Source organism: Methylobacterium sp. J-076 (genome assembly GCF_022829405.1).
Taxonomy (GTDB): Bacteria; Pseudomonadota; Alphaproteobacteria; order Rhizobiales; family Beijerinckiaceae; genus Methylobacterium.
Genome location: NZ_JAKSXW010000142.1, coordinates 21,673 through 42,853 on the forward strand (window position 1 = coordinate 21,673; position 21,181 = coordinate 42,853).

The following is a 21,181-nucleotide window of genomic DNA, read 5'->3' on the forward strand; positions in this document are numbered from 1 at the left end:
GGCGCTCTCGTATCAGGCGCTCTTGGCTTCCCGGCGCCGGGCGGTCTGCTGGAAGAACAGCGCCTGGCTGATGACGGCCGAGACGTTGGCCGGCTGGAAGGGCTTGGCGATGAGGAAGGCCGGCTCCGGCCGCTCGCCCGTAAGGAACCGCTCGGGATAGGCGGTGATGAAGATCACCGGCACCTCGAAGGTCTTGAGCAGGTCGTTCACCGCATCGAGACCGGACGACCCGTCGGCGAGCTGGATGTCGGCGAGGATCAGGCCGGGACGGGCCTCGCTGCTGGCGATCTTCACCGCCTCGCTGCGCGTCCGGGCGACGCCGATCACGTTGTGGCCGAGGCCCTCGACCAGCGCCTCGAGATCCATGGCGATGAGCGGCTCGTCCTCGATGATGAGGATGCCGGTCGCCATGTCGGCGGCCAGTTCGCGGCCGGCCTCGTCCACGAGGTCCCGCACTTCGGCGACATCGACGCCGAGGATCGTGGCGGCATCCTCTTCCGAGAAGCCCTCGAGGCAGGACAGCAGGAAGGCCTGCCGGGGGAGCGGCGTGATCTGGCCGAGGCGGACTTCCGCCGGGAGATCGTGCTGGACCTGCTCGCTGCGGCCGTTCACCGACAGCGAGTTCCAGATCCGCGTGAAGACACGGAACAGGTCCGCCTTGATGTTGGTGCTGCGCCCGAGCGTATCGGGTTCGTTGACCAGGGTCTCAAGGGTCGCCGCCACGTAGGCATCACCCGCCACCTGGCTGCCGGTCAGCGCGCGCGCGTAGCGGCGCAGGTACGGCAGATGCTGCACCACGAGTTGCGATGTCGACATTCTCTCTACCTGTGCCTCGCCTTTGGCCTCGGGCAACGCCCGACACGACATGATCGGGAACGCTGCCTGGGCCGCGGCTTATGATCCTTGGCCTTTCGCCCAACGCGAGTGCGACAGCTCCGTTCCGCGAAAAGCGGAACCGAACCGAAGGGCGGACGTTGCCGCCGAAGCCATGACGTAACTCGCGCCGCAGCACAATGTGGCTTCGCAGCAGCGCGCAACAAGGGGCGCTTGGATGACGGTGGAGAGATCTGACCAGGATCTCCGGACACACTCGTCCGACTCCGGACTTCTCGCAGGCATGGAATCAGGTGAAGCGTTGGTCGATCGCCCCGAGAATGAATCCCACGATGACGAGAACCCACGTCACGAGCCGCGGCCCGGCGCGTCCAAGGGCGTCTCCCTGACTCCACAGATCCGCGACCGCATCGCCCTGCAACTGCGCTCGATGTACGATTCCGTGGCGAGCCAGCCCGTCCCCGACCGTTTCGCCGAACTCATCGCGCGGCTCGACGCCTCCGAGCACGACCAGGGCTGAAGCCCACCGATCCTCTTCCCATCCATCCGATCCGCCCTCGCCGAAAACGAAGCGGGCCGCCCCGAGGGGCGGCCCTTTCCGTATCCGGATCCCGATGGACCGGTCAGAGTGTCGGCGAACGGCCGCGCATCAGGCCGACCACCGCCGAGATGGCGAACAGGACGATGGCGACGAAGAAGACGAGCTTCGCGGCTTCCATGGCGGTGCCGGCGATACCGCCGAACCCGAGCAGAGCGGCCACGAGGGCGACGACGAGGAAAGTAACGGCCCAACCCAGCATCGCGAAGATCCTTCCAAAGCTCCGGCACGGCCGACGGCCCGTGCGGTGATTGCCTTGAAAACGCCAAGTTTCGGGTCCGGTTCCCATCTGTCGCAAGGCGTCGCACCGGGACGGATCGAGGAACAGTCAGGACCGCCCGGCGTTCGTCACAAGGTCTGAAGCACCTTCGCGGAGTAAGCGATGCCGGCTTTCGAGTTCAAGACGATGCGCAAGGGAACGCGTACGGGCGCTGGCGGCATTCCCGACCGGCTGTCCGGGCTCGGGAAAGCCGCGTCGGATTTCGTGGCCAGCATCGTCCGGGGCCTCATGCCGGCCCCCGTCCTCCAGCCGATCCCGGTCCGCGTGCGGTCCGGCGGCCAGCGTCGGATCTGAGGCTTCGCCACCCCGTACCGGCGGGAGTGAGAGACCGGTTCGGCCACGTCCGAGCCGCCGAATTCTGCCATACGCGATCGCTGGCTGGTATCCGACCGATACAGAACCGGCGAATCCTGCATTCATCAGTTGTTTACCGGTGTTGCCCGGTGCGATTCCGCGCGTCTAATCCGGCCCTTGCGCCGGGGCGCGGGTGGGCCGGGGATGATCGTGCCGAATATCGTGGGGGGCTGGGGCGCGTCCCCCCGGCGTGTCGTGGCACGTGTGGCCGGGATGGTGGCCTCGCGCGGGGGCCGCCGGCAGATGATCGGCACCGCCCTGGCCGGCCTCATCCTCGGCCTCGGCTCGGTCTGCGTGGGAAGCTCCCTCGTGAAGGCCTCGGAGCGGGACGGGGTGGCCGGCTTCTTCGAGATGCTGTTCGGCGGCGGCGCCCGCCGGCAGGCAGAGCTTCGGTCCCCGCCGCCGCCCACCCGGTACAACGCCCTCCCGTCCCACCGGCTCGACCGGATCCCCCGCCGCGTCGCCCATACGCCACGGCCCGAATCCTTCTCGTTCGACCACGAGGACCGGCCCCGTCGCCGCCGGGCGAAGGCGGTGGAGGTCGCCGCCCTGTCCCCCGGACGCAGCGGCGACAGGACGGTCTGCGTCCGCCGCTGCGACGGCTACCTGTTCCCCCTCGGCAGCCTGCGCGATCCGGCGGACCTTCCGCTCCACAAGTCCGGCTGCGCCGCCGCCTGTCCGCACGCTGCCACCGATGTCTACACCCTCGCGGCGGGGGAGACCGAGCTGGAGCGCGCCGTCAGCGGAAGCGGCCTGCCCTACCGGGCCTCGGCCGTCGCCAACGTCTACCGGCAGCGGCGGGTGGCGGATTGCTCCTGCCAGCCCGCGGGCGGGGCGGTCCATGCTGCCCTGGAGACGGACCCGACCCTTCGGCGCGGCGACATCATCGCCACCGGGACCAGCGCCCAGGTCGTCACCGGCCTCCGCTCCGGCCGGGTGGACCTGCAGGATTACCGCCGCGCCGCCATCGGGCGCGGTCAGGTGCGGGCGATCGATGCGCGGGTCGGCACGATCCGCCGGGAGTCCGCCGCACGCAGTTTCCGCCAGCAGCTGCGCGCCGTCGAGCGCAGCGCGGTGGTCCAACTCGCGGGCGCGGGCGAGGTTGTCCTCCCCGTGCGGGCGGCGGACGGCGCCGGCCCGCGGGTCGTCGCCCCCTCGCCCTATGCGCGCTGAAGGCGGGCCCGCGCCGGGATGGGGCATCCCGTGGGCGCGAAATGCGCTAGATGCCGGCCATGGCAGAGACGCACGACACTGACCCCGCCCCCCAGGCGATGCCGGAGCCGGGGCGCCTGGACGCGGTGGCGCCGCTGATCCGGCGGCGGGTGGCGGGGAACCGCGGCCCCTTCACCGCGACGGGCACCTGCACCTACGTGGTCGGCCACGACCGGGTGGCGGTGATCGACCCCGGCCCCGATGACCCTGCCCATCTCGACGCGCTGCTGGCCGACCTGTCGGGCGAGACCGTCGAGGCGATCCTCGTCACGCATACCCACCGCGACCATTCCCCCGGTGCCCGGCGCCTGAAGGTGGCCACCGGGGCGCCGATCCTGGGCTGCGGACCGCACCGGGCCGCCCGGCCCCTCGGGGAGGGGGAGGTGCCCGCCCTCGACGCCAGTGCCGACCGGGAGCATCGCCCCGACCGGGAGATGGCGGACGGGGACGTGGTGGCCGGCCCGGGCTGGACCCTCGGCGCCGTCGCCACGCCCGGCCACACCATGAACCACCTCGCCTTCGCCTGTCCGGAGGCCGACGCGCTGTTCTCGGGCGACCACGTGATGGCGTGGTCCACCACGGTCGTCGCCCCGCCGGACGGGCAGATGCGCGCCTACATGGAATCCCTCGACAAGCTGCGGGCGCGGACGGAAGCAGTCTACTGGCCCGGCCATGGCGGCCCGGTGCGGGACCCGGCCCGCTTCGTCCGCGGCCTCGCCGGGCACCGCCGCCAGCGGGAGGCGGGGATCCGCGCCCGCCTCGCGGCGGGGGACGAGCGCGTCGCCGAGATCGTGGCGGCGGTCTACCAGGGGCTCGATCCGCGCCTGCGGGGGGCGGCGGCCCTGTCGGTCTTCGCGCATCTGGAAGACCTCGTCTCCCGCGGCCTCGCCACCAGCGACGGGCCTCCCCTCCTCCACGGCCGCTACGGGCCGGCCTGACCCGCTACTTCGCGGCGAGGGCGAGGTTCGACACCTCGTCGAGGAAGGCGCGGATTCGGTCTGCGTTTCCGCCGAAGTCGCGGTCGCCGAGGCGGGAGGCGGAGCGCACGTCGATGCGCGCCCCGTCGGCCCGGGGGCGCACCCGGATGGTGACGTCGTCTGGAAGGTTGAGCACGAGGCCGCGGGCGACGGCGTCGATCCGGCCCTGGCCCATCCGCCCGCCGGGCCGGATCGCCTCCACGATCTGCCAGTGGCGCTTCACCGCCGCCTGCCGGGCCAGTTCGAAGGCCTGGTCGGCGTCGATGTCGAGGGTCAGGGGTGCGATCTGCGGGTAGGCCCGGCGCTGGGTCTCCCGGGCGGCCCGGCCCGGATCCGGCGGGATGCGCCCGTCCCGGGCGGCGAAGGCCACGCGGGACCGGGAGAAGGCCGGCGGCGAGTCCGGATCGGTGGAGATGTCGGACAGGGGCGGCAGCCGCGCCCCCCGCAGCCCCGCATAGGCCGGGTAGGCGAGCACCAGCACCGCCACCACCAACCCGCCCAGGGCGGCGCCGAGCCCGCGCGCGCCCTCCTGCCAGACCCGCACGAAGGCGAACACCGCCGCAAGGATCGCCAGCACGGCCACGCCGAGCCCCGCCCCCAGGGCGACCAGGGCCGCGGAGACGTCGGCGCGCGGATCGCGCACCACCAGCAACGCGATGAGGGTGGCGAGGAGCGAGAAGACCGCGAGCTGCCGGGCGAGCGGGCCGGCGCGGGTCACGGGTTCCTCGGCGAGCAGGCGGCTCATGGGTCTCCCTTGGGCGGGCTGCGGCGGGCATCGGTGGCGGAGGGAAGGCTTAAGCGAGGCGGATGCCCGCCGCCAGCCCGCTACGGCGCGTAGGCGCGGATGTCGACCGGAAGGCCGATGGCGGCCGGGATCTGGAGGATCCCGCGCATCCGGGCCAGGGACGAGGTCTGCCCGGCCGGATCGTCGGCATCCCCGCGCTGGGCCTGGGCCGTCGGCGCATCCCACGGGCCGGTGATGGCGATGCGGACGGTGCGCCCCCCCTCCGCCGCCTGCCGCGGGGCCAGCAGGGCCACCATGTCGAGGCGCTGGGCCGGCAGGGAGACCTGGCCCCGCAGGGTCGCCGCCACGCCCGCGCCGCGCAGGTCCGCTTCGGTGATCTCGCCGATCCCGTCCGTGAAGCGCAGGACCACGGCCGCGCGCTCGAAGCCGGTACGGCCGTTGCGCCGGGCGAGGGCCCCCGGCGCGAGGCCGCCGTTGCGGTGGATCACATCCGTGAGGTCGAGGCCGGAGAGGGCGCCGCCGTCGATGGCGAGGCTCGCCCGGCCGCCCAGCCCGGCGACCAGCGCCGCCACGTCCCGGCCGTGGCTCTCCACGGAGAACTGGCCCTGGAGTGGGCCGGACACCCAGCGGCTGCTGCCGAGGTCGCTCATCAGCCCGCCGAGATCGACCTGATCGAGGCCGCCCTGCGCCCTCATGTCCGTCTCGGTCGGGTCCGCGCCCCTTACCAGGGTCAGCCGCCCCTTCAGGATCCCGTCCTTCAGGCGAGCGCGGTTGAGGGCCATCTCCACGGCGGCGTCGCGCACCAGCACACTCGCGGCGAGGTCGCCCACCGCGAGGGGCCCGACCTGCCCCTGCGAGGCCGAGATGCGCAGGTCGAGGTCCCCCCGGCTGAGGGGGGCGAGGGCCACCGGGGCGCTCCCGTCCGCCAACAGCGTCACCAGGGCGCCCGCCAGGGGGCCGAGGTCGAGCCGGTCGGCGGCGAGCGTCGCCTGCGCGGACAGCCGCGGCACCTCGCCCATGCCGAGGGAGAAGGCCCCCGCCCCCTCCAGGACGGCACTGCCCGCCCCCACCCGGAGGACAGGCCAGGAGACCGCCCTGCCCTGCGCCTCGAAGGCGCCCTCCAGGCTGAACGCCCCGGCCAGCGGCCCCAGGGGCGCCTCGCAGCCGATCCAGCCCAGGGTCTCCGGCAGGGAGGCCGTCTCGAACCGGGCGCGCCCCGACAGGGAGGGGGAGCCGGCGGCTTCGGCCGGCAGCAGGGCGGTGCCGTCGAAGGCGAGGCTGCCGCCGGGCCACGTCGCCTGCGCGGCGAAGGGGCTGCGATGTCCGTCGATGAGGTCGGTGGGGCGCAGGCGGGTCAGGGAGACCCGCGTCGGCACCCCGCGCCAGGTCAGGCTCGCGTCGAGCGCGACGGCGCCGCTCCAGAACGGCCAGCCGATGTCGAGGTCGATGGCGCGGGCCTGGGCGCCGTCACCGAGCGTCGCCCCGCGCAGGACGATGCGCGGCGGATGCAGGCCCCCTCGCCCGCCTTCGCGGAGGCGGCCGAGGGGGCCCGCCCAGGCGGAGGCCTCGTCCGAGATCCGCCCGCCGTCGAGGGTCAGGCCGTCCACGGGCGCACGGCCCGAGACGAGGCTCAGCGGATCGAGGTCGGCGGTGAGGTGATCCCCTTCGAGGAGGACCGGACCGCTCGCATCCGCGACGCGCACCCGCGAGAGGGACAGGGAGGGCAAGGGGAGGAGGCGGACGGTGGCGGAACCCTCGGCGGTGAGCGTCAGCCCGTAGGAGGCGAGCGGCCCGTTCGCGTAGGCGACGGCCTTGCGGCCCTCCACCGGCCAGTCGCGCAGGCCGAGCCCGGCGAGCACCAGGGCCCCGAGGGCGAGGGCGATGATCGGGCGGCGCGGCGACATCGGGCTCCGGAGGAACCGCCGCCGCGGGGCGGCCCTGCGAGCCGGCGCGGCCCGGCGGGGCTCGTCGATTGACCCTTCGGCATTAACGGTTTCCGAACGCTTTGTCTGCCCGGGCGGCGCGTTCCGCACCGGAAGGTGTGATCCCTCCAGCGCCGGAGGGATCGGCATGACGGATCGGCCGGGCTGCCGCTCCCGGCACTGGACCGCGGGCGCGGAATCGGGAACAGCACGTGCAGACGATGCTCACCGGCGCGGCCGGGGCCGACGGGAGGAAGGACGGTTCGATGCGGAAGGTCTACAAGGGTCCGACGGAGGCGCTCGCCGGCCTCCTGCGCGACGACATGATGATCATGTGCGGCGGCTTCGGCCTGTGCGGCATCCCGGACGAGCTGATCGACGCCATCCAGGCGTCGGGCGTGAAGGGCCTCACCATCGTCTCCAACAATGCCGGCATCGACGGCGTCGGCCTCGGCAAGCTCCTGGAGACCCGGCAGGTCGCCAAGATGATCTCGTCCTATGTCGGCGAGAACAAGGAGTTCGCCCGGCAGTACCTCGGCGGGGAGCTGGAGATCGAGTTCAACCCGCAGGGCACGCTGGCCGAGCGCATCCGGGCCGGCGGCGCGGGCATCCCGGCCTTCTTCACCAAGACCGGCTTCGGCACCAAGGTCGCCGAGGGCAAGGAGACCCGGGAGTTCGACGGCGAGAACTACGTGATGGAGCGCGGCCTGTTCGCCGACCTCGCCATCGTCCACGCCCATACCGGCGACACCGAGGGGAACCTCCGTTACCGGATGACCGCGCGCAACTTCAACCCGATGATGGCCTCCGCCGCCAAGGTGACGGTGGCGCAGGTGGAGCATCTGGTGAAGCCCGGCGAGATCGATCCGGACACGATCCATACGCCCGGCATCTTCGTGAAGCGCATCGTCGCCCTCAGCACCGGCGAGAAGCGCATCGAGCAGCGCACCACCCGCAAGCGCAACGACGCCACGCCCGCCGCCGCGGCCGGCGGCGGCACGCACTGATCGAGGGAGAGGAGACCACCATGGCCTGGACCCGCGAGCAGATGGCGGCACGCGCCGCCAAGGAGCTGGAAGACGGCTTCTACGTGAACCTCGGCATCGGCATCCCGACGCTGGTGTCGAACTACATCCCGGACGGCATGTCGGTGCAGCTGCAATCCGAGAACGGGATGCTCGGCATGGGCCCCTTCCCCTACGAGGGCGAGGAGGATCCGGACCTCATCAACGCCGGCAAGCAGACGATCACCGCCCTGCCCACCACGAGCTACTTCTCCTCGGCGGACTCCTTCGGGATGATCCGCGGCGGGCACATCAACCTGTCGATCCTCGGCGCCATGCAGGTGGCCCAGAACGGCGACCTCGCCAACTGGATGATCCCCGGCAAGATGGTGAAGGGCATGGGCGGCGCCATGGACCTCGTGGCCGGCGTCAAGCGCGTCGTGGTGGTGATGGAGCACGTCGCCAAGAACAAGGACGGCACCGAGAGCGCGAAGCTCCTCAAGGAATGCGACCTGCCGCTCACCGGCACCCGCGTCGTCGATCTGGTGATCACCGACCTCGGCGTCTTCGCCATCGACAAGAAGGGCGACGGCGGCATGACCCTGATCGAACTCGCCGACGGCGTCAGCGAGGAAGAGGTCCGGGCCAAGACGGAAGGCGCGTACACGGTCGGGCTGAAGTAGGCCCACCGCGATGCCCGCCCCCCTCGGCGGGGGAGGGTGGCCCCCAAAGGGGGTCGGGAGAGGGGAGCGGCGGTGCCGGATGCGGCACCGCCCCCCCGGATCACCAAACCCCGTCATTGCGAGCGAGAGCGAAGCAGTCCAGACGACGCCGCCTTATCCGGACGAGTCGCGCCCTGGATTGCTTCGGCTCCGCCTCGCAATGATGGACTGGATGTCAGGGCCGCCCGGATCCCGCGACGGCCCCCGGCACAGGCCGGCCCGCAAGATTACATCGGCGGGGTCAGGCCGTCCTTGCCGACCGCGACCAGCTTGCCGTCAGCCTTGCCGCCGTCCTTGTCGACCACGGCGAACACCTTGGCGCCCGGCTTGAGGACGCTGGTGTCCGCCGGCTCGAAGGCGACGATCGGGGCCGAGGACGGGACGACGATCTGCTTCGAGCCGTCCTTGCCGTAGCTCACCGTCAGGGTCCGGTCGCCGCCGGCGGCAGCCTTGTCGGCCTTGACCGTGCCGTTGGTCATGGCGCTCTTCACCTTCGGGCCGCCGCCGCCGGTCTCGGCCTTCACGGTGCCGTTGGTCATGGCGCTCTTCACCTTCCCACCGCTGGTGGTGTGGTCGGTGATCGCGTCCCAGCCGTAATGGCCCTCGGCGGTGCCGCGCATCGACTCGGGGAACAGCACCACCTCCAGCGCCGTCATCGGGTTCTCGCCCTTGGTGGCGGTGCCGATGAAGGTGCCGTCCTTGATCTGGTCGAGGCTCGACGGCACCACCGACACGACCTTGGCGCCCGTGAGCGCGATGGTCTCGGTGGAGCCCGCCTCGGTCTTCAGGGTGACGGAGCTGGCATCGGCCTTGTCGATCGTGCCGCGCACGCGCTCCAGGGCGGAGGCGGCGGAGACGCCCGCGAGGCCGATGAGGCCGGCGGCGGCGAGGCGTAGGGTAGCAGACGTCATGGGGACTTGGCTCCGATGAGGGGGGAAAGGAATTTCGGGGACCGGACTGGTCACATCGGGGGGGTCAGGCCGTCCTTGCCGACGGCCACGCGGGTCGCGGTCAAGCCGCCGTCGTGGCGGGTTGCGACCACGAACACCTTCGCGCCCTTGCTGAGAGCGGTTCGCCCGGCGGGCTCGAAGGTTACGACCGGGGCGGACGAGGGCACGAGGATCGTGCTCGACTGGCCGCTGCCGTAATTGACGGTGAGCGTCTTGGTGCCGTCCTTTCCGGCTTCGGTCTTCACCGTGCCGTTGGTCATGGCGCTCTTGACCTTCGGGTGCGCGGTGCTCCCCGTGGTCTCGGCCTTCACGGTGCCGTTGGTCATGGCGCTCTTCACCTTGGCGCCCCCGGCCCCCGTGGTGTCGGCGATCTCATCCCACGGATATTGCCCCTCGCCCGTGCCGCGCATGGCCTCGGGGAACAGCACGACTTCGAGGGCCGTCATCGGGTTCTCGCCCTTCGTGGCGGTGCCAATGAACGTGCCTTCCTTGATCTGGTCCAGGCTCGCGGGGATCACCCAGGACACCTTGGCGTCGTCCGCCAGCGCCAAGCGCTCGGTCTTTCCGTCGCGGGTCATCAGGGTGAGGGCGTTCGGCTCCACCGACTCGATCGTGCCCCGCAACCGCTCGGGCGGGGCGGCCTGGGCGATGGCCGTCAGGCCAAAGAACCCGGCGACGGCGAAGCCGGCCAACGTTGTCCTCACGAATGACGTCATGAATCATGTCCTGGCTGCGGAACCCGGAACATGGGGCGCGCCCGAACGGCGACAAGCTTGCGCACGATTGATCTGCGCGACATCGACGCCCACGCCGTCACCCCAGGCAGGCCGTCTTTGCGAGCGTCAGCGAAGCAATCCAGGGTAGCGGGCCGTTTGCGAACCGTAGCGGATCCCTGGATTGTTCGCTTTTCTCGCAATGACGGGCGGAGGCGTGGGATCGGCTGTTTCTGCATCACGGCGCGAAAGCGAAAAAAGGGGCGGTGCCGGCCGGCACCGCCCCCCTTCCCTCCCCCGCCAAGGGGGAGGCCGTCGTGTCGGTTAGGCCGCGAGCGAGCGGAGCACGTAAGGCAGGATGCCGCCGTTGCGGAAGTATTCCAGCTCGTCCAGCGTATCAATGCGGCAGGTCAGCGGGACCTGCTTCACCGAGCCGTCGGACGACTTGATCTCCGCGGTCAGGGTCTGGCGCGGCTTCAACTCGCCGGACAGGCCCTTGATGGTGACGGTCTCGTCACCCTTGAGGCCCAGCGAATCCCAGCTCGTCTCGCCCTGGAAGACCAGCGGCACGACGCCCATCCCCACGAGGTTCGAGCGGTGGATACGCTCGAAGCTCTCGGCGATCACGGCGCGGATGCCGAGCAGCTTGGTGCCCTTGGCCGCCCAGTCGCGCGAGGAGCCGGTGCCGTACTCCTTGCCCGCGAAGACGACCAGCGGCGTGCCCGCCTCGGCGTACTTCTGCGCCGCGTCGTAGATGAACATCTTCTCGCCGGTCGGCTGGAAGAGGGTGTAGCCGCCCTCCACCACGCTGCCCGAGGGGTCGCGGACCATCTGGTTCTTGATGCGGATGTTGGCGAAGGTGCCCCGCATCATCACCTCGTGGTTGCCGCGGCGCGTGCCGTACTGGTTGAAGTCCTGCACCCGCACCTGATGCGACTGCAGGTACTCGCCGGCCGGCGAGGCGGCGCGGATGTTGCCGGCGGGGGAGATGTGGTCCGTCGTGATCGAGTCGAGGAACAGGCCGAGGATGCGGGCATCCTCGATGTCCGTGACCGGCGCCGGGGTCTTCTCCATGCCGACGAAGTAGGGCGGGTTCTGCACGTAGGTCGAGCCGCCGTTCCAGGCGAAGGTCTCGGCCTCCGTCACCTCGACGCCCTTCCAGTTGTCGTCACCGCCGAACACGTCGGCGTAACGGCTCTTGAACAGCGCGGAGGTGATGGTCTTCTCGATGAAGCCCTGGATCTCGGCGGCCGAGGGCCAGATGTCCTTCAGGTAGACCGGCTGACCGTCGGACCCGATCCCCAGCGGCTCCGTGGTCAGGTCGATCTGCATCGAGCCGGCCAGGGCGTAGGCGACGACGAGGGGCGGCGAGGCGAGGTAGTTCGCCCGCACGTCCGGGTTCACCCGGCCCTCGAAGTTGCGGTTGCCGGAGAGGACGGCGGCGGCGACCACGTCGTTGTCGTTGATCGCCTTCGACACGGCCGCCGGCAGCGGGCCGGAATTGCCGATGCAGGTGGTGCAGCCGAAGCCGACGAGGTTGAAGCCGAGCGCGTCCAGGCTCTCCTGAAGGCCCGCCTTCTCCAGATATTCGGCCACCACCTGCGATCCCGGCGCCAGGGAGGTCTTCACCCACGGCTTGGAGCGCAGGCCCTTGGCCACCGCGTTGCGGGCGAGGAGCCCGGCGCCGATCATCACGCTCGGGTTCGAGGTGTTGGTGCAGGAGGTGATCGCCGCGATCACCACGTCGCCGTGGCCGAGGTCGAAGTTGGTGCCCTCGACGGGGAAGCGGCCGGAGATGTCGCCGCCCTTCTTGAACTCGGTCTCCATCGAGCCGGCGAAGCCGGTCTTGGCCCCGGTGAGCAGCACCCGGTCCTGCGGGCGCTTCGGGCCGGCGAGGGAGGGCTGCACCGTGCCCATGTCGAGCTCCAGCGTGTCGGTGAACATCGGGTCCGGCGTGGCGGCGTCGCGCCACATCCCCTGCGCCTTGGCGTAGGCCTCCACCAGGGCGATCCGGTCGTCGTCGCGGCCGGTGACCTTGAGGAAGTCGATGGTCTTCTGATCGACGGGGAAGAAGCCGCAGGTGGCGCCGTATTCCGGGGCCATGTTGGAGATCGTGGCGCGGTCGGCCACCGGCATGTCGTCGAGGCCGGGGCCGTAGAACTCCACGAACTTGCCGACCACGCCCTTCTTGCGCAGCATCTGCGTGACGGTGAGCACGAGGTCGGTGGCGGTGGTGCCCTCGGGCAGCTTGCCCGACAGCTTGAAGCCGACGACCTCGGGGATCAGCATGGAGAGCGGCTGGCCGAGCATGGCCGCCTCGGCCTCGATGCCGCCGACGCCCCAGCCGAGGACGGCGAGGCCATTCACCATCGTGGTGTGCGAATCGGTGCCCACCAGCGAATCCGGATAGGCGAGTTCCTCATCGCCCTCCTTCTTCGTCCACACGGTCTGCGACAGGTATTCGAGGTTGACCTGGTGGCAGATGCCGGTGCCCGGGGGCACGACGGAGAAGTTGTCGAAGGCCGACTGGCCCCACTTCAAGAAGGTGTAGCGCTCGCCGTTGCGGGCGTATTCGAGGGCGACGTTCTCGCCCAGCGCCTTCGGGGTCCCGAACTCATCGACGATGACCGAGTGGTCGATCACGAGGTCCACGGGGACCAGCGGGTTGATCTTCTGCGGGTCGCCGCCGAGCGCCACCATCGCGTCGCGCATCGCCGCGAGGTCGACCACGGCGGGCACGCCGGTGAAGTCCTGCATCAGCACGCGGGAGGGGCGGAAGGCGATCTCGACCTCGGCCTTGCCCTTCTGTTCGAGCCAGCCGACGGCGGCGGCCACGTCGGCCTTCTTGACCGAGCGGTCGTCCTCGAAGCGCAGCAGGTTCTCCAGGATGACCTTCATGGAGAAGGGCAGCGCGGTGGCGGAGGCGAGGCCGTTCTTCTCGGCCTCGGGGATCGAGTAATAGGTGTAGGTCTTACCGCCTGCGGTCAGGGTCTGGCGGGCCTTGAAGCTATCGAGAGATGCCACGGCTGGTCGTATCCTCGCTGCGAATTGTCGAACACGCGCAGGCATAACCCGCGCCACGGAGGTGTTCGGCCTGGAAAGCGCCCGACGGGCGCGCGCCGCCCCGGGAGTGCCCGGATCGAACGGTGCGCGGGGGGCGATTTGGACGCCCGAATGCCGCGCGGCGCAGCCGGGGCCGGTATAGAACGTTTCGAATGTGCCCGCTACGGGGGCAGGATGACAGGCGCGGGAGGGTGTCGTGCGCGGCGGTGCCGTGTGCCCTCACCCCTCGGGGGGCCGACGCGCGGTCCGGTGGCGAACCGTTGCTCCCACCCGATCCCCTCATCCTGAGGTGCCGGCGCGAAGCGGCGGCCTCGAAGCAGCTCTCCGGGGATCGCACGGCACGCTCAAGCCCGCCTTCTAGGCCCGCCGATGCGGGCGCCTCAGGATGAGGCGGAGGTTGGGATCACTCGGGCGATGGTGCCCTCGAAGGGAGAGGCGCGGTCAGCTCCGCTGGGCCTTGGCCAGACCTTCCTTGAACCGATTCGGCGAGGCGGCGAGGCGTCGAAGGGCCGCGACGTTGGTGGCGGCCTCCTCCGGGCCCATGTCCTGGCGCAGCACCACCTCGGCCTCCGGGTAGCGGCCCTTGAGGCCGAGGACGAGGGCGAGGTTCGCCCGCATCTTGGCGTCCGCGCCCGGCTGGGACACGGCGAGGCGCATGGTCTCCTCCGCCCGGTCGAGGTCCCGCGAGAGGGCGTAGGACAGGCCGAGGTTCGACAGGAGCGAGGGCTCGTTCGGGCGGATCTTGAGGGCGGCCTCGTAGAAGCCCTGGGCGCGGGCTTGGTCGCCCATCTGCGCGGAGGCCGAGCCCTCCGCCGAGAGGATGCGCCAATCGGGGTCGGCGGGGGTGTGGGCGTTGGAGAGCACCTCCAGCGCCTCGCGGTAGCGCCCGGCCTCCACCAGGGACTTGCCGTAGGCCCCGAGGATCACCGTGTCCTTCGGATTGCGCAGGGCCGCCTGCTGCAGCACGGCGCTCGCTTGGCTGATCTGGTCGGTGGCGCGCAGGGCCCGGGCGTAGCGGAAGGCGGTGCGGGCATCGCCCGGATTGGCCTTGTACGCCTCCGCGAGGCCGTCGAGGTCCCGCCGGGCCGAGGCCGCCGCCGAGGCGGACGCGCCGAGGGGGCCGATGGATCCGGTCGTCTCGGGGGATTGGGTGTTGCAGGCGCCCAGCGCCAGGGCGACACCGAGGGCGCTGAGGGCGGCGATCCGGCGGCGGGCAAACGGGGCCGATGTCATGTCACGCTCCGCGCGGGGCTCACAGCGACGAGGGGGCGGGTGCGCGGGTTGCGCTTCTCCGTCCCGACGCCCCGGTGATAGACCGTTAAGCCTAATCTCCCGTTAAGGGCGCGCCGGGCGGCCGCCCCACCGACCATGCGAGGGTCCATGACCAAGGCCGCAGCCACGACGACCTCCATCGCCGAACTCCTGCCCGCCGACACCCCCGCCATCGGCGTGACCTGCGTGCGGGCGAACGGCTGGGAGGGCGGCCTGACCGCGGCCGAGCGGGCCTTCGCCTGGGCGACGGGCTTCACCGGCAAGGCGGGCAGCCTCGCCTTCCTCCCGGCGGCGGACGGCAACCTCGGCCGGGTGCTGTTCGGCCTCGGCGATCCGGACGCCCCCGGCGCCGACGCCCTCGCCGCGGGCCGCCTGCCGGGCCTGCTGCCGGTGGGCGCCTACCGCCTCGACGGGGCGCCGGACCCCGCCTTGGCGGCCCTGGCCTGGCTCCTCGGGAGCTATCACTTCGCTCGGTACCGGAAGGGCGAGAGCGCCAAGGCATGCCTCGTCGCACCGGAGGGCATCGACGGGCCGGAGGTGCGGCGGATCGCGGCGGCGGTGGCGATGGGGCGCGACCTCGTCAACACTCCGGCCAACGACCTCGGCCCGGCCGAGATCGAGGCGGCCGCCCGCGCCCTGGCCGGGCGCCACGGGGCGGCGGTCACGGTGGTGCAGGGGGCGGACCTCGAACGCGACTTCCCGCTGATCCAGGCGGTGGGCGCCGCCGCGACCCGGGCACCCCGGCTCATCGACCTGAGCTGGGGCCCGGAGGACGCGCCGCGGGTGACCCTCGTCGGCAAGGGCGTGGCCTTCGACACCGGCGGGCTCGACATCAAGCCCTCCTCGGCCATGCTGCTGATGAAGAAGGACATGGGCGGGGCCGCCGTCGCCCTGGCGGTGGCCGACATGGCGATGGGCGCGGGCCTCGCGATCCGCCTGCGCGTCCTGGTCCCGGCGGTGGAGAACGCGGTGGCCGGCAACGCCTTCCGCCCCGGCGACGTGCTGCGCAGCCGCGCCGGGCTCACCGTCGAGATCGGCAACACCGACGCCGAGGGACGCCTGATCCTGGCCGACGCCCTGGCGCTGGCCGACGCGGAGGCGCCGGACCTGATCCTCGACTTCTCGACCCTCACCGGCGCCGCCCGCACCGCCCTGGGGCCGGACCTGCCGGCCTTCTTCACGGAGGACGACGCCCTGGCGCAGGAGGTGGCGACGGCGGGGCAGCGGGCGGTGGACCCGGTCTGGCGCATGCCCCTCCATCAGCCCTACGCGGCGATGCTCGATTCGAAGGTGGCCGACCTCAACAACGTCTCGAACGGCCCCTTCGCGGGGGCGATCACCGCCGCCCTGTTCCTGCGCCGCTTCGCGCCGAAGACGAAGCGGCACGGCCATTTCGACCTCTACGGCTGGAACCCCTCCAGCAAGCCCGGCCGCCCGGAGGGCGGCGAGGTCCAAACGGCGCGGCTGGCCTACGCGTTGCTGAAGGCACGGTACGGGGGGTGAGGCCCTCCTTTGCCATCGCGAACGACACGCAATGATCCGGGACCGCGGGATGGCACGGAATGTGGCGCCTCCCGCGGTCGGTTCGCTTCGCTGGCGATGTTGGTGGCGTGCCGCCGATAACGGCTCAAGCTGCTTTGAGCTTTTTGGCCGCCTCGGCGAGGGCGTCGTTCATGCGGGTCTGCCAGCCGGGCCCAGTCTCCTTGAAGGTCGCCAGCACATCGGGATCGATGCGCAGGGAAACCGGCACGCGCTTCGACGCAGCCTTCGGGCGACCTCCCCGGCTCTGGAGGGCCTTAGCGAGGAACGGAGGCAATCCTTCGCCGGCCGGCCGCAGTTGGGCGATCTCCGCCTCGCTCAGTTCCGGGTTGTCGCAGACTTCGTCCCAATCATCCCGCGAGTAGGCGGGGTTGGGTTCGTAGCCAGGGGCACGATCAGATCCGGTCATAGGCAGCCCTCTCCTGACGGCTGGCGGGGCGGATGCTCACGATATCGGTCGCCTCCGTCCCCAGGGGCGAGACGATCACCGTGACGACGGCATTCTCGAACCACTCGCCGATCAACAGGAACCGCTCGCGCCCGGTCCGGCTGGGCTTGGTCGGGCGGCTCAGGAAACGGTCGAAACTGAAGGCGTCCTCGAACTCCGCGAAGTCGAGGCCATGCTTTGCGATATTCGCCTGTCGCTTCGGCTCGTCGTAGGTGAACCTCACGGTATGTGTATATACCGAAACAGGCGCCGGGCAAGTGGCTCCACGGGCCCTAATCCCCCACCGGCAACCCGGTCTCGATCAGCCGCGCCCACAGGGCGGCCCCGTAGGGGGCGGCCTCGTCGTTGAAGTCGTAGAGGGGGTGGTGCAGCGAGGCGCTGTCGCCGTTGCCGAGGAACATGTAGGCCCCGGGCCGGCGGCCGAGCATGTAGGAGAAATCCTCCGCCGCCATCATCGGCGCCACCGCCCGGTCGATCCGCCCCGGCCCGACCAGTGCCTCGGCCACGTCCGCCATGAACGCCGTCTCGGCGGGGTGGTTCTCGGTGACGGGGTAGCTCGATCCGTACCCCACCGTCCCCGTCGCGCCGAAGCCGGCCGGAATGTCCCGGACCACCGCTTCGAGCCGGCGCTTGATCGCGTCGCGCACCTCCTGGGACAGGGTGCGCATCGTCCCCCGCATCGTGACGCTCTGCGGCAGGACGTTGAACGCCTCGCCGGCATCCAGGGCGCAGACCGACACCACCGCCGATTGCAGCGGGTCGAGGTTGCGCGAGACGATCGTCTGGAGGGCGACGATGACGTGGCTCGCCACCAGCACGCTGTCGATGGCGTTGTGGGGCAGGGCCGCGTGGCCGCCGCGACCCTCGATGGTGATGGTGAACCGGTCGGTGGAGGCCATGATCGGGCCGGGCCGCACGGCGAAGGCGCCCACCGGCAGGCCGGGGATGTTGTGCATCCCGTAGACCGCCTCGATGCCGAAGCGCTCGATCAGCCCGTCCTCGACCATCGCCTCGCCCCCGCCCCCGCCCTCCTCGGCGGGTTGGAAGATCAGCACGGCGTTGCCGTCGAAATCGCGGGTGGCGGCGAGGTACTTCGCGGCGCCGAGGAGCATGGCCATGTGCCCGTCATGGCCGCAGGCGTGCATCTTGCCCGGAACGGTGGAGCGGTAGGGCAGGTCGCGGACCTCCTGGATCGGCAGGGCGTCCATGTCGGCGCGCAGGCCGATGGCCCGGTTCGAGCGCCGCCCCCGGCCGCGCACCACCCCCACCACCCCGGTGCGGCCGATGCCGGTGACGACCTCGTCGCAGCCGAACTCCCGCAGGCGCTCGGCGACGAAGTCCGCGGTGCGGTGCACGTCGTAGAGGAGTTCGGGCTGGGCGTGCAGCGCCCGCCGCCACGCGGTCATGGGGCCGGAAAGGGCTGCGATCGGTTCGGGGACGGGCATCCGCCTTGGGACTCGCTGAGGAGGGTCCGGACCAAGAGCAAGCCGAAGGCCAGTTGCTCCGTCAAGCCGCGACGGGCCCTTCTCCCCTCCCCTTACGGAGGGGTGCGCTTTTCCCGCGGGGCGCGCTCCCCCAGCCCCGCCGACAGATCGTCGAGGATCGGGCAGTCCGGCCGGTCGTCGCCGCAGCAGGCGTCGGCGAGGTGTTCGAGGCTGCGCGCCATGCCTTCGAGGGCGGCGATGCGGCGGCGCAGTTCCACGATCCGCGCCTGCGCGATGGCCTTCACCGCCGCGCTCGGCCGGTCGCGGTCGCTCCACAGGGCGAGCAAGCCGGCGATGGCCTCGACGTCGAAGCCGAGGTCCCGCGCCCGGCGCACGAAGTGCAGGGCCCGGATCTCGATCTCGCCGTAATGGCGGTAGCCGGCGGCCGAGCGCGCCGCGGGGGGCAGGAGGCCCCGCGCCTCGTACCAGCGGATCATTTTGGCGGAAACGCCGGTGAGCCGCGCCGCCTCGCCCACCGTGACGGTCTCCCCGCTCATGCCGCCCCCCCGGCGGGCGACGGCCCGGAGGCGGTCCGCGCTGCCCCGCCCCCCGCCCGGCGCAGCCGCAGGGCGTTGCCGAGGACGAACAGGCTGGACAGCGCCATCGCCCCCGCCGCCAGGACCGGCGACAGCGAAGGGCCGCCGAACGGGGCGAGCAGCCCCGCCGCCAGGGGAATCAGCGCGGCGTTGTAGGCGAAGGCCCAGAACAGGTTCTGGCGGATGTTGGCCATCACGGCCCGCGACAGGTCGAGGGCCGCCACCAGGGCGTCGGGTGCCCCCGACATCAGCACCACGTCGGCGCTCTCCACGGCGATGTCCGTGCCGGTGCCGATGGCGAAGCCGACATCCGCCTCCGCCAGGGCCGGGGCGTCGTTCACCCCGTCCCCAAGGAAGGCGACCGGCCCGTGGGACGCCTGGAACCGCTTCACCGCCTCGGCCTTGCCGCCGGGCAGCACCCCGGCCGCCACCTCGGCGATGCCGAGGTCGGCCGCGACCCGGCCGGCGGCGCCGGGGTCGTCGCCCGTCACCATCGCCACCGCGATCCCCCGCGCCTGCAGGGCGGCCACCGCCTCCCGCGCGCCGGCCTTCACCGGATCTGCCACGGAGAGCACCGCCGCGTGGCGCCCGTCGAGGGCGAGGTGGACCGGGCTGAGGCCTGCGCCGGCCCATGCCTCCGCCCGGGTCATCAGGGCGGGATCGCGGGCGATCCCGAGGCGGGCGAGGTAGCGCGGCGCGCCCACTGCGACGGCCCTCCCCGCCACCCGCCCGGTCACGCCGAACCCTTCCACCGCCGCGAAGGTCTCCGCCTCCGGCAGGTCGAGCCCCCGCCCCCGCGCCGCCGCGATGATCGCGCCGGCCAGGGGATGCTCGGAGCGGCCCTCCAGCCCGGCGGCGAGGCGCAGGGCCTCGTCCTCCGAGAGACCGGGCACCGCCTCGAAGCCGGCCAGCGCCGGGCGGCCCTCGGTGAGGGTGCCGGTCTTGTCGAGGGCGACGAGCCTCACCCCCTGCAGGGCCTGGAGGGCGGCGCCGTCACGGAACAGCACGCCCCGCTCCGCCGCCCGCCCGGTGCCGACCATGATCGCGGTCGGCGTGGCGAGCCCCATGGCGCAGGGGCAGGCGATGATCAGCACCGCCACGGCGTGGACGAGGGCCGGCCCGAGGGCGGGGGCCGGGGCCAGCGCCAGCCACCCGAGGAACGTCGCCAGGGCGATGCCGATCACCGCCGGCACGAACCGGCCGGTGACCCGGTCCACCAGGGCCTGGATCGGCAGCTTGCCCCCCTGCGCCCGTTCCACCATCGCCGCGATCTGAGCCAGCACCGTGGCGGCCCCCACCGCCCCGACCCGCAGGTCGAGGCTGCCGCCGCCGTTGAGCGTGCCGCCGACCACGGCCGCGCCGGGCGCCTTGCGCACCGGGGCGGGCTCGCCCGTCACCATGCTCTCATCGACCCGGCTCTCCCCCGCGACCACCGTGCCGTCGGCGGCGATCCGCTCGCCCGGACGCACCCGAACCACGTCGCCGACCCGGAGGGAGGCCAGGGGCACCTCACGCTCGGCGCCGTCGCGGACGACCCGGGCCGTCCTGGGCGACAGGTCCATCAGGCGGCCGATGGCCTCTCCCGTCCGGCCGCGGGCGCGGGCCTCGAGGCTGCGACCGAGGAGGATCAGGGTGACGATGAGGGCGCTCGCCTCGAAGTAGAGGTGGGCCGCCCCCTCCGGCAGGATCTGCGGCGCGAGCACCGAGACCAGGGAGTAGAGGTAGGCCGCCCCGGCCCCCAGCGCCACGAGGGCGTTCATGTCCGGGTGGCCGCCGACGAGGCCGGGGATGCCCTTCAGGAAGAAGCGCCGCCCCGGCCATGCCAGGATGAGGGTCGCCAGCACCGCCTGCAGCAGGGCCGCCCCATGGCCCTGGGCAATGTCGGGCATCCGGTGGCCCAGGAGGTGGCCGCCCATGTCGAGCGCCACGACCGGCGCCGCCAGCAGGGCGGCCACCGAAAAGTCCCGCCGCAGCTCCCGCGCCTCGGCCTCCCGCCGGGCGCCGGGATCGGCCGGCGGGGCATCCGAGGGGAGCGCCGCCGTGAAACCCGCGGCCTTCACCGCCGCCGCCAGGGCGGCGGGGGCGACGACCCCCTCCCCGTGCCGCACCCGGGCCTGCCCGGTGGCGAGGTTCACGCTCGCCTGAGCGACGCCGGGGATCGCGGCCAAGGCCGCCTCCACCCGGCCGACGCAGGAGGCGCAGTGCATCCCGTCGATGGGCAGGACGGTCTCGGCCTGCGCGACGGGGTAGCCCGCCCCGGCCAAAGCGGCGGCCACGTCGGCGGGCCCGGCGGCGCCGTCGAGGGCGAGGCTCGCCCGGCCGGTGGCGAGGTTGACCGACACGTCCCGGGCGCCGGGCAGCCCGGCCAGGACCCGCTCGACGCGCGACACGCAGCCCGCGCAGGACATGCCCTCGACGGGCAGGCTCAGGCGCATCGATCCGGGCACGGAGGGTGAGAGATTGGTATCCATGCCCCCTCAGATGGACCTTCCCACCGTGGGAAGGTCAAGGGCCGGGGCGGCGCTCGT

The 21,181-nt window shown here is 72.1% G+C and carries 20 protein-coding genes; 7 read left to right on the top strand and 13 right to left on the bottom strand.

Annotated features, from left to right (window positions below):
* Positions 1–12: 12 nt before the first annotated feature.
* Positions 13–816, bottom strand: coding sequence for a response regulator (locus MKK53_RS19340; RefSeq protein ID WP_243930386.1), 804 nt, complete (start codon positions 814–816; stop codon positions 13–15).
* Positions 817–1,117: 301 nt separating this feature from the next.
* Between MKK53_RS19340 and MKK53_RS19345 the strand changes: the two genes are divergently transcribed.
* Entirely contained in the window at positions 1,118–1,354 is a 237-nt protein-coding gene (locus tag MKK53_RS19345; RefSeq protein ID WP_243930388.1) for a NepR family anti-sigma factor, read from the top strand.
* A gap of 103 nt (positions 1,355–1,457) precedes the next feature.
* Here the strand turns inward: MKK53_RS19345 and MKK53_RS19350 are convergent, their stop codons facing one another.
* Complete coding sequence (locus tag MKK53_RS19350; protein WP_007568853.1) at positions 1,458–1,634, bottom strand: DUF1328 domain-containing protein; 177 nt, start codon at positions 1,632–1,634, stop codon at positions 1,458–1,460.
* Between the two features lie 180 nt (positions 1,635–1,814).
* Between MKK53_RS19350 and MKK53_RS19355 the strand changes: the two genes are divergently transcribed.
* The 3 genes from MKK53_RS19355 to MKK53_RS19365 all read left to right on the top strand — a co-directional run bounded on the left by MKK53_RS19355 (position 1,815) and on the right by MKK53_RS19365 (position 4,216).
* Positions 1,815–2,006, top strand: a complete 192-nt coding sequence (locus MKK53_RS19355) for a hypothetical protein (protein ID WP_243930389.1) — start codon at positions 1,815–1,817, stop codon at positions 2,004–2,006.
* Between the two features lie 273 nt (positions 2,007–2,279).
* Positions 2,280–3,239 carry a DUF2865 domain-containing protein gene (locus MKK53_RS19360; protein ID WP_243930391.1) on the top strand — a complete coding sequence of 320 codons (960 nt, stop codon included), beginning with the start codon at positions 2,280–2,282 and terminating at the stop codon, positions 3,237–3,239.
* 59 nt (positions 3,240–3,298) lie between these two features.
* Positions 3,299–4,216 (top strand): MBL fold metallo-hydrolase, encoded by a 918-nt coding sequence (locus MKK53_RS19365; RefSeq protein WP_243930393.1) that lies wholly within the window; start codon positions 3,299–3,301, stop codon positions 4,214–4,216.
* 4 nt (positions 4,217–4,220) lie between these two features.
* On the opposite strand, the gene MKK53_RS19370 is transcribed toward MKK53_RS19365, so the two are convergent.
* Together MKK53_RS19370 and MKK53_RS19375 are read right to left on the bottom strand one after the other, a co-directional pair.
* Positions 4,221–5,000 carry a DUF1499 domain-containing protein gene (locus MKK53_RS19370; protein WP_243930394.1) on the bottom strand — a complete coding sequence of 260 codons (780 nt, stop codon included), beginning with the start codon at positions 4,998–5,000 and terminating at the stop codon, positions 4,221–4,223.
* A gap of 80 nt (positions 5,001–5,080) precedes the next feature.
* Entirely contained in the window at positions 5,081–6,904 is a 1,824-nt protein-coding gene (locus MKK53_RS19375; protein WP_243930395.1) for an AsmA-like C-terminal region-containing protein, read from the bottom strand.
* Positions 6,905–7,188: 284 nt separating this feature from the next.
* Between MKK53_RS19375 and MKK53_RS19380 the strand changes: the two genes are divergently transcribed.
* Both MKK53_RS19380 and MKK53_RS19385 read left to right on the top strand, forming a co-directional pair.
* Positions 7,189–7,929 carry a CoA transferase subunit A gene (locus MKK53_RS19380; RefSeq protein WP_243930413.1) on the top strand — a complete coding sequence of 247 codons (741 nt, stop codon included), beginning with the start codon at positions 7,189–7,191 and terminating at the stop codon, positions 7,927–7,929.
* Between the two features lie 20 nt (positions 7,930–7,949).
* On the top strand, positions 7,950–8,609 hold the full coding sequence (locus tag MKK53_RS19385; RefSeq protein ID WP_243930396.1) for a 3-oxoacid CoA-transferase subunit B: 660 nt from the start codon (positions 7,950–7,952) through the stop codon (positions 8,607–8,609).
* Between the two features lie 266 nt (positions 8,610–8,875).
* Here the strand turns inward: MKK53_RS19385 and MKK53_RS19390 are convergent, their stop codons facing one another.
* From MKK53_RS19390 to MKK53_RS19405, 4 genes are all read right to left on the bottom strand, one after another.
* Positions 8,876–9,559, bottom strand: coding sequence for a metal ABC transporter permease (locus tag MKK53_RS19390; RefSeq protein ID WP_243930397.1), 684 nt, complete (start codon positions 9,557–9,559; stop codon positions 8,876–8,878).
* 50 nt (positions 9,560–9,609) lie between these two features.
* Positions 9,610–10,314, bottom strand: a complete 705-nt coding sequence (locus tag MKK53_RS19395) for a metal ABC transporter permease (protein WP_243930398.1) — start codon at positions 10,312–10,314, stop codon at positions 9,610–9,612.
* A 321-nt stretch (positions 10,315–10,635) separates the two neighbouring features.
* A complete protein-coding gene (acnA, locus tag MKK53_RS19400; protein ID WP_243930399.1) occupies positions 10,636–13,335 on the bottom strand; it encodes an aconitate hydratase AcnA in 2,700 nt (899 codons plus the stop codon).
* 480 nt (positions 13,336–13,815) lie between these two features.
* A complete protein-coding gene (locus MKK53_RS19405) occupies positions 13,816–14,607 on the bottom strand; it encodes a tetratricopeptide repeat protein (RefSeq protein WP_243930400.1) in 792 nt (263 codons plus the stop codon).
* A gap of 147 nt (positions 14,608–14,754) precedes the next feature.
* Here MKK53_RS19405 and MKK53_RS19410 point away from each other — a divergent pair, with 147 nt between their 5' ends.
* Positions 14,755–16,149, top strand: a complete 1,395-nt coding sequence (locus MKK53_RS19410; RefSeq protein WP_243930401.1) for a leucyl aminopeptidase family protein — start codon at positions 14,755–14,757, stop codon at positions 16,147–16,149.
* Between the two features lie 124 nt (positions 16,150–16,273).
* On the opposite strand, the gene MKK53_RS19415 is transcribed toward MKK53_RS19410, so the two are convergent.
* The 5 genes from MKK53_RS19415 to MKK53_RS19435 all read right to left on the bottom strand — a co-directional run bounded on the left by MKK53_RS19415 (position 16,274) and on the right by MKK53_RS19435 (position 21,124).
* Positions 16,274–16,594, bottom strand: coding sequence for a BrnA antitoxin family protein (locus MKK53_RS19415; RefSeq protein WP_243930402.1), 321 nt, complete (start codon positions 16,592–16,594; stop codon positions 16,274–16,276).
* Positions 16,581–16,856, bottom strand: a complete 276-nt coding sequence (locus tag MKK53_RS19420) for a BrnT family toxin (protein WP_243930403.1) — start codon at positions 16,854–16,856, stop codon at positions 16,581–16,583. The genes MKK53_RS19415 and MKK53_RS19420 overlap by 14 nt, the downstream gene beginning before the upstream one ends.
* Before the next feature lie 49 nt (positions 16,857–16,905).
* Complete coding sequence (locus tag MKK53_RS19425) at positions 16,906–18,078, bottom strand: M20 aminoacylase family protein (protein WP_243930404.1); 1,173 nt, start codon at positions 18,076–18,078, stop codon at positions 16,906–16,908.
* 92 nt (positions 18,079–18,170) lie between these two features.
* On the bottom strand, positions 18,171–18,614 hold the full coding sequence (gene cueR / locus MKK53_RS19430; protein ID WP_243930405.1) for a Cu(I)-responsive transcriptional regulator: 444 nt from the start codon (positions 18,612–18,614) through the stop codon (positions 18,171–18,173).
* The gene (locus MKK53_RS19435; RefSeq protein ID WP_243930406.1) at positions 18,611–21,124 is read right to left on the bottom strand and encodes a heavy metal translocating P-type ATPase; all 2,514 of its coding nucleotides are present in this window, start codon (positions 21,122–21,124) and stop codon (positions 18,611–18,613) included. The genes cueR and MKK53_RS19435 overlap by 4 nt, the downstream gene beginning before the upstream one ends.
* Positions 21,125–21,181 lie beyond the last annotated feature (57 nt).

Excerpts from the sequence above, each read along its gene's own strand:
- MKK53_RS19340 (WP_243930386.1), bottom strand. The coding sequence starts at position 816 with ATGTCGACATCGCAACTCGTGGTGCAGCATCTGCCGTACCTGCGCCGC.
- MKK53_RS19345 (WP_243930388.1), top strand. The coding sequence starts at position 1,118 with ATGGAATCAGGTGAAGCGTTGGTCGATCGCCCCGAGAATGAATCCCAC.
- MKK53_RS19350 (WP_007568853.1), bottom strand. The coding sequence starts at position 1,634 with ATGCTGGGTTGGGCCGTTACTTTCCTCGTCGTCGCCCTCGTGGCCGCT.
- MKK53_RS19355 (WP_243930389.1), top strand. The coding sequence starts at position 1,815 with ATGCCGGCTTTCGAGTTCAAGACGATGCGCAAGGGAACGCGTACGGGC.
- MKK53_RS19360 (WP_243930391.1), top strand. The coding sequence starts at position 2,280 with ATGGTGGCCTCGCGCGGGGGCCGCCGGCAGATGATCGGCACCGCCCTG.
- MKK53_RS19365 (WP_243930393.1), top strand. The coding sequence starts at position 3,299 with ATGGCAGAGACGCACGACACTGACCCCGCCCCCCAGGCGATGCCGGAG.
- MKK53_RS19370 (WP_243930394.1), bottom strand. The coding sequence starts at position 5,000 with ATGAGCCGCCTGCTCGCCGAGGAACCCGTGACCCGCGCCGGCCCGCTC.
- MKK53_RS19375 (WP_243930395.1), bottom strand. The coding sequence starts at position 6,904 with ATGTCGCCGCGCCGCCCGATCATCGCCCTCGCCCTCGGGGCCCTGGTG.
- MKK53_RS19380 (WP_243930413.1), top strand. The coding sequence starts at position 7,189 with ATGCGGAAGGTCTACAAGGGTCCGACGGAGGCGCTCGCCGGCCTCCTG.
- MKK53_RS19385 (WP_243930396.1), top strand. The coding sequence starts at position 7,950 with ATGGCCTGGACCCGCGAGCAGATGGCGGCACGCGCCGCCAAGGAGCTG.
- MKK53_RS19390 (WP_243930397.1), bottom strand. The coding sequence starts at position 9,559 with ATGACGTCTGCTACCCTACGCCTCGCCGCCGCCGGCCTCATCGGCCTC.
- MKK53_RS19395 (WP_243930398.1), bottom strand. The coding sequence starts at position 10,314 with ATGACGTCATTCGTGAGGACAACGTTGGCCGGCTTCGCCGTCGCCGGG.
- MKK53_RS19405 (WP_243930400.1), bottom strand. The coding sequence starts at position 14,607 with ATGACATCGGCCCCGTTTGCCCGCCGCCGGATCGCCGCCCTCAGCGCC.
- MKK53_RS19410 (WP_243930401.1), top strand. The coding sequence starts at position 14,755 with ATGACCAAGGCCGCAGCCACGACGACCTCCATCGCCGAACTCCTGCCC.
- MKK53_RS19415 (WP_243930402.1), bottom strand. The coding sequence starts at position 16,594 with ATGACCGGATCTGATCGTGCCCCTGGCTACGAACCCAACCCCGCCTAC.
- MKK53_RS19425 (WP_243930404.1), bottom strand. The coding sequence starts at position 18,078 with ATGCCCGTCCCCGAACCGATCGCAGCCCTTTCCGGCCCCATGACCGCG.
- cueR (WP_243930405.1), bottom strand. The coding sequence starts at position 18,614 with ATGAGCGGGGAGACCGTCACGGTGGGCGAGGCGGCGCGGCTCACCGGC.
- MKK53_RS19435 (WP_243930406.1), bottom strand. The coding sequence starts at position 21,124 with ATGGATACCAATCTCTCACCCTCCGTGCCCGGATCGATGCGCCTGAGC.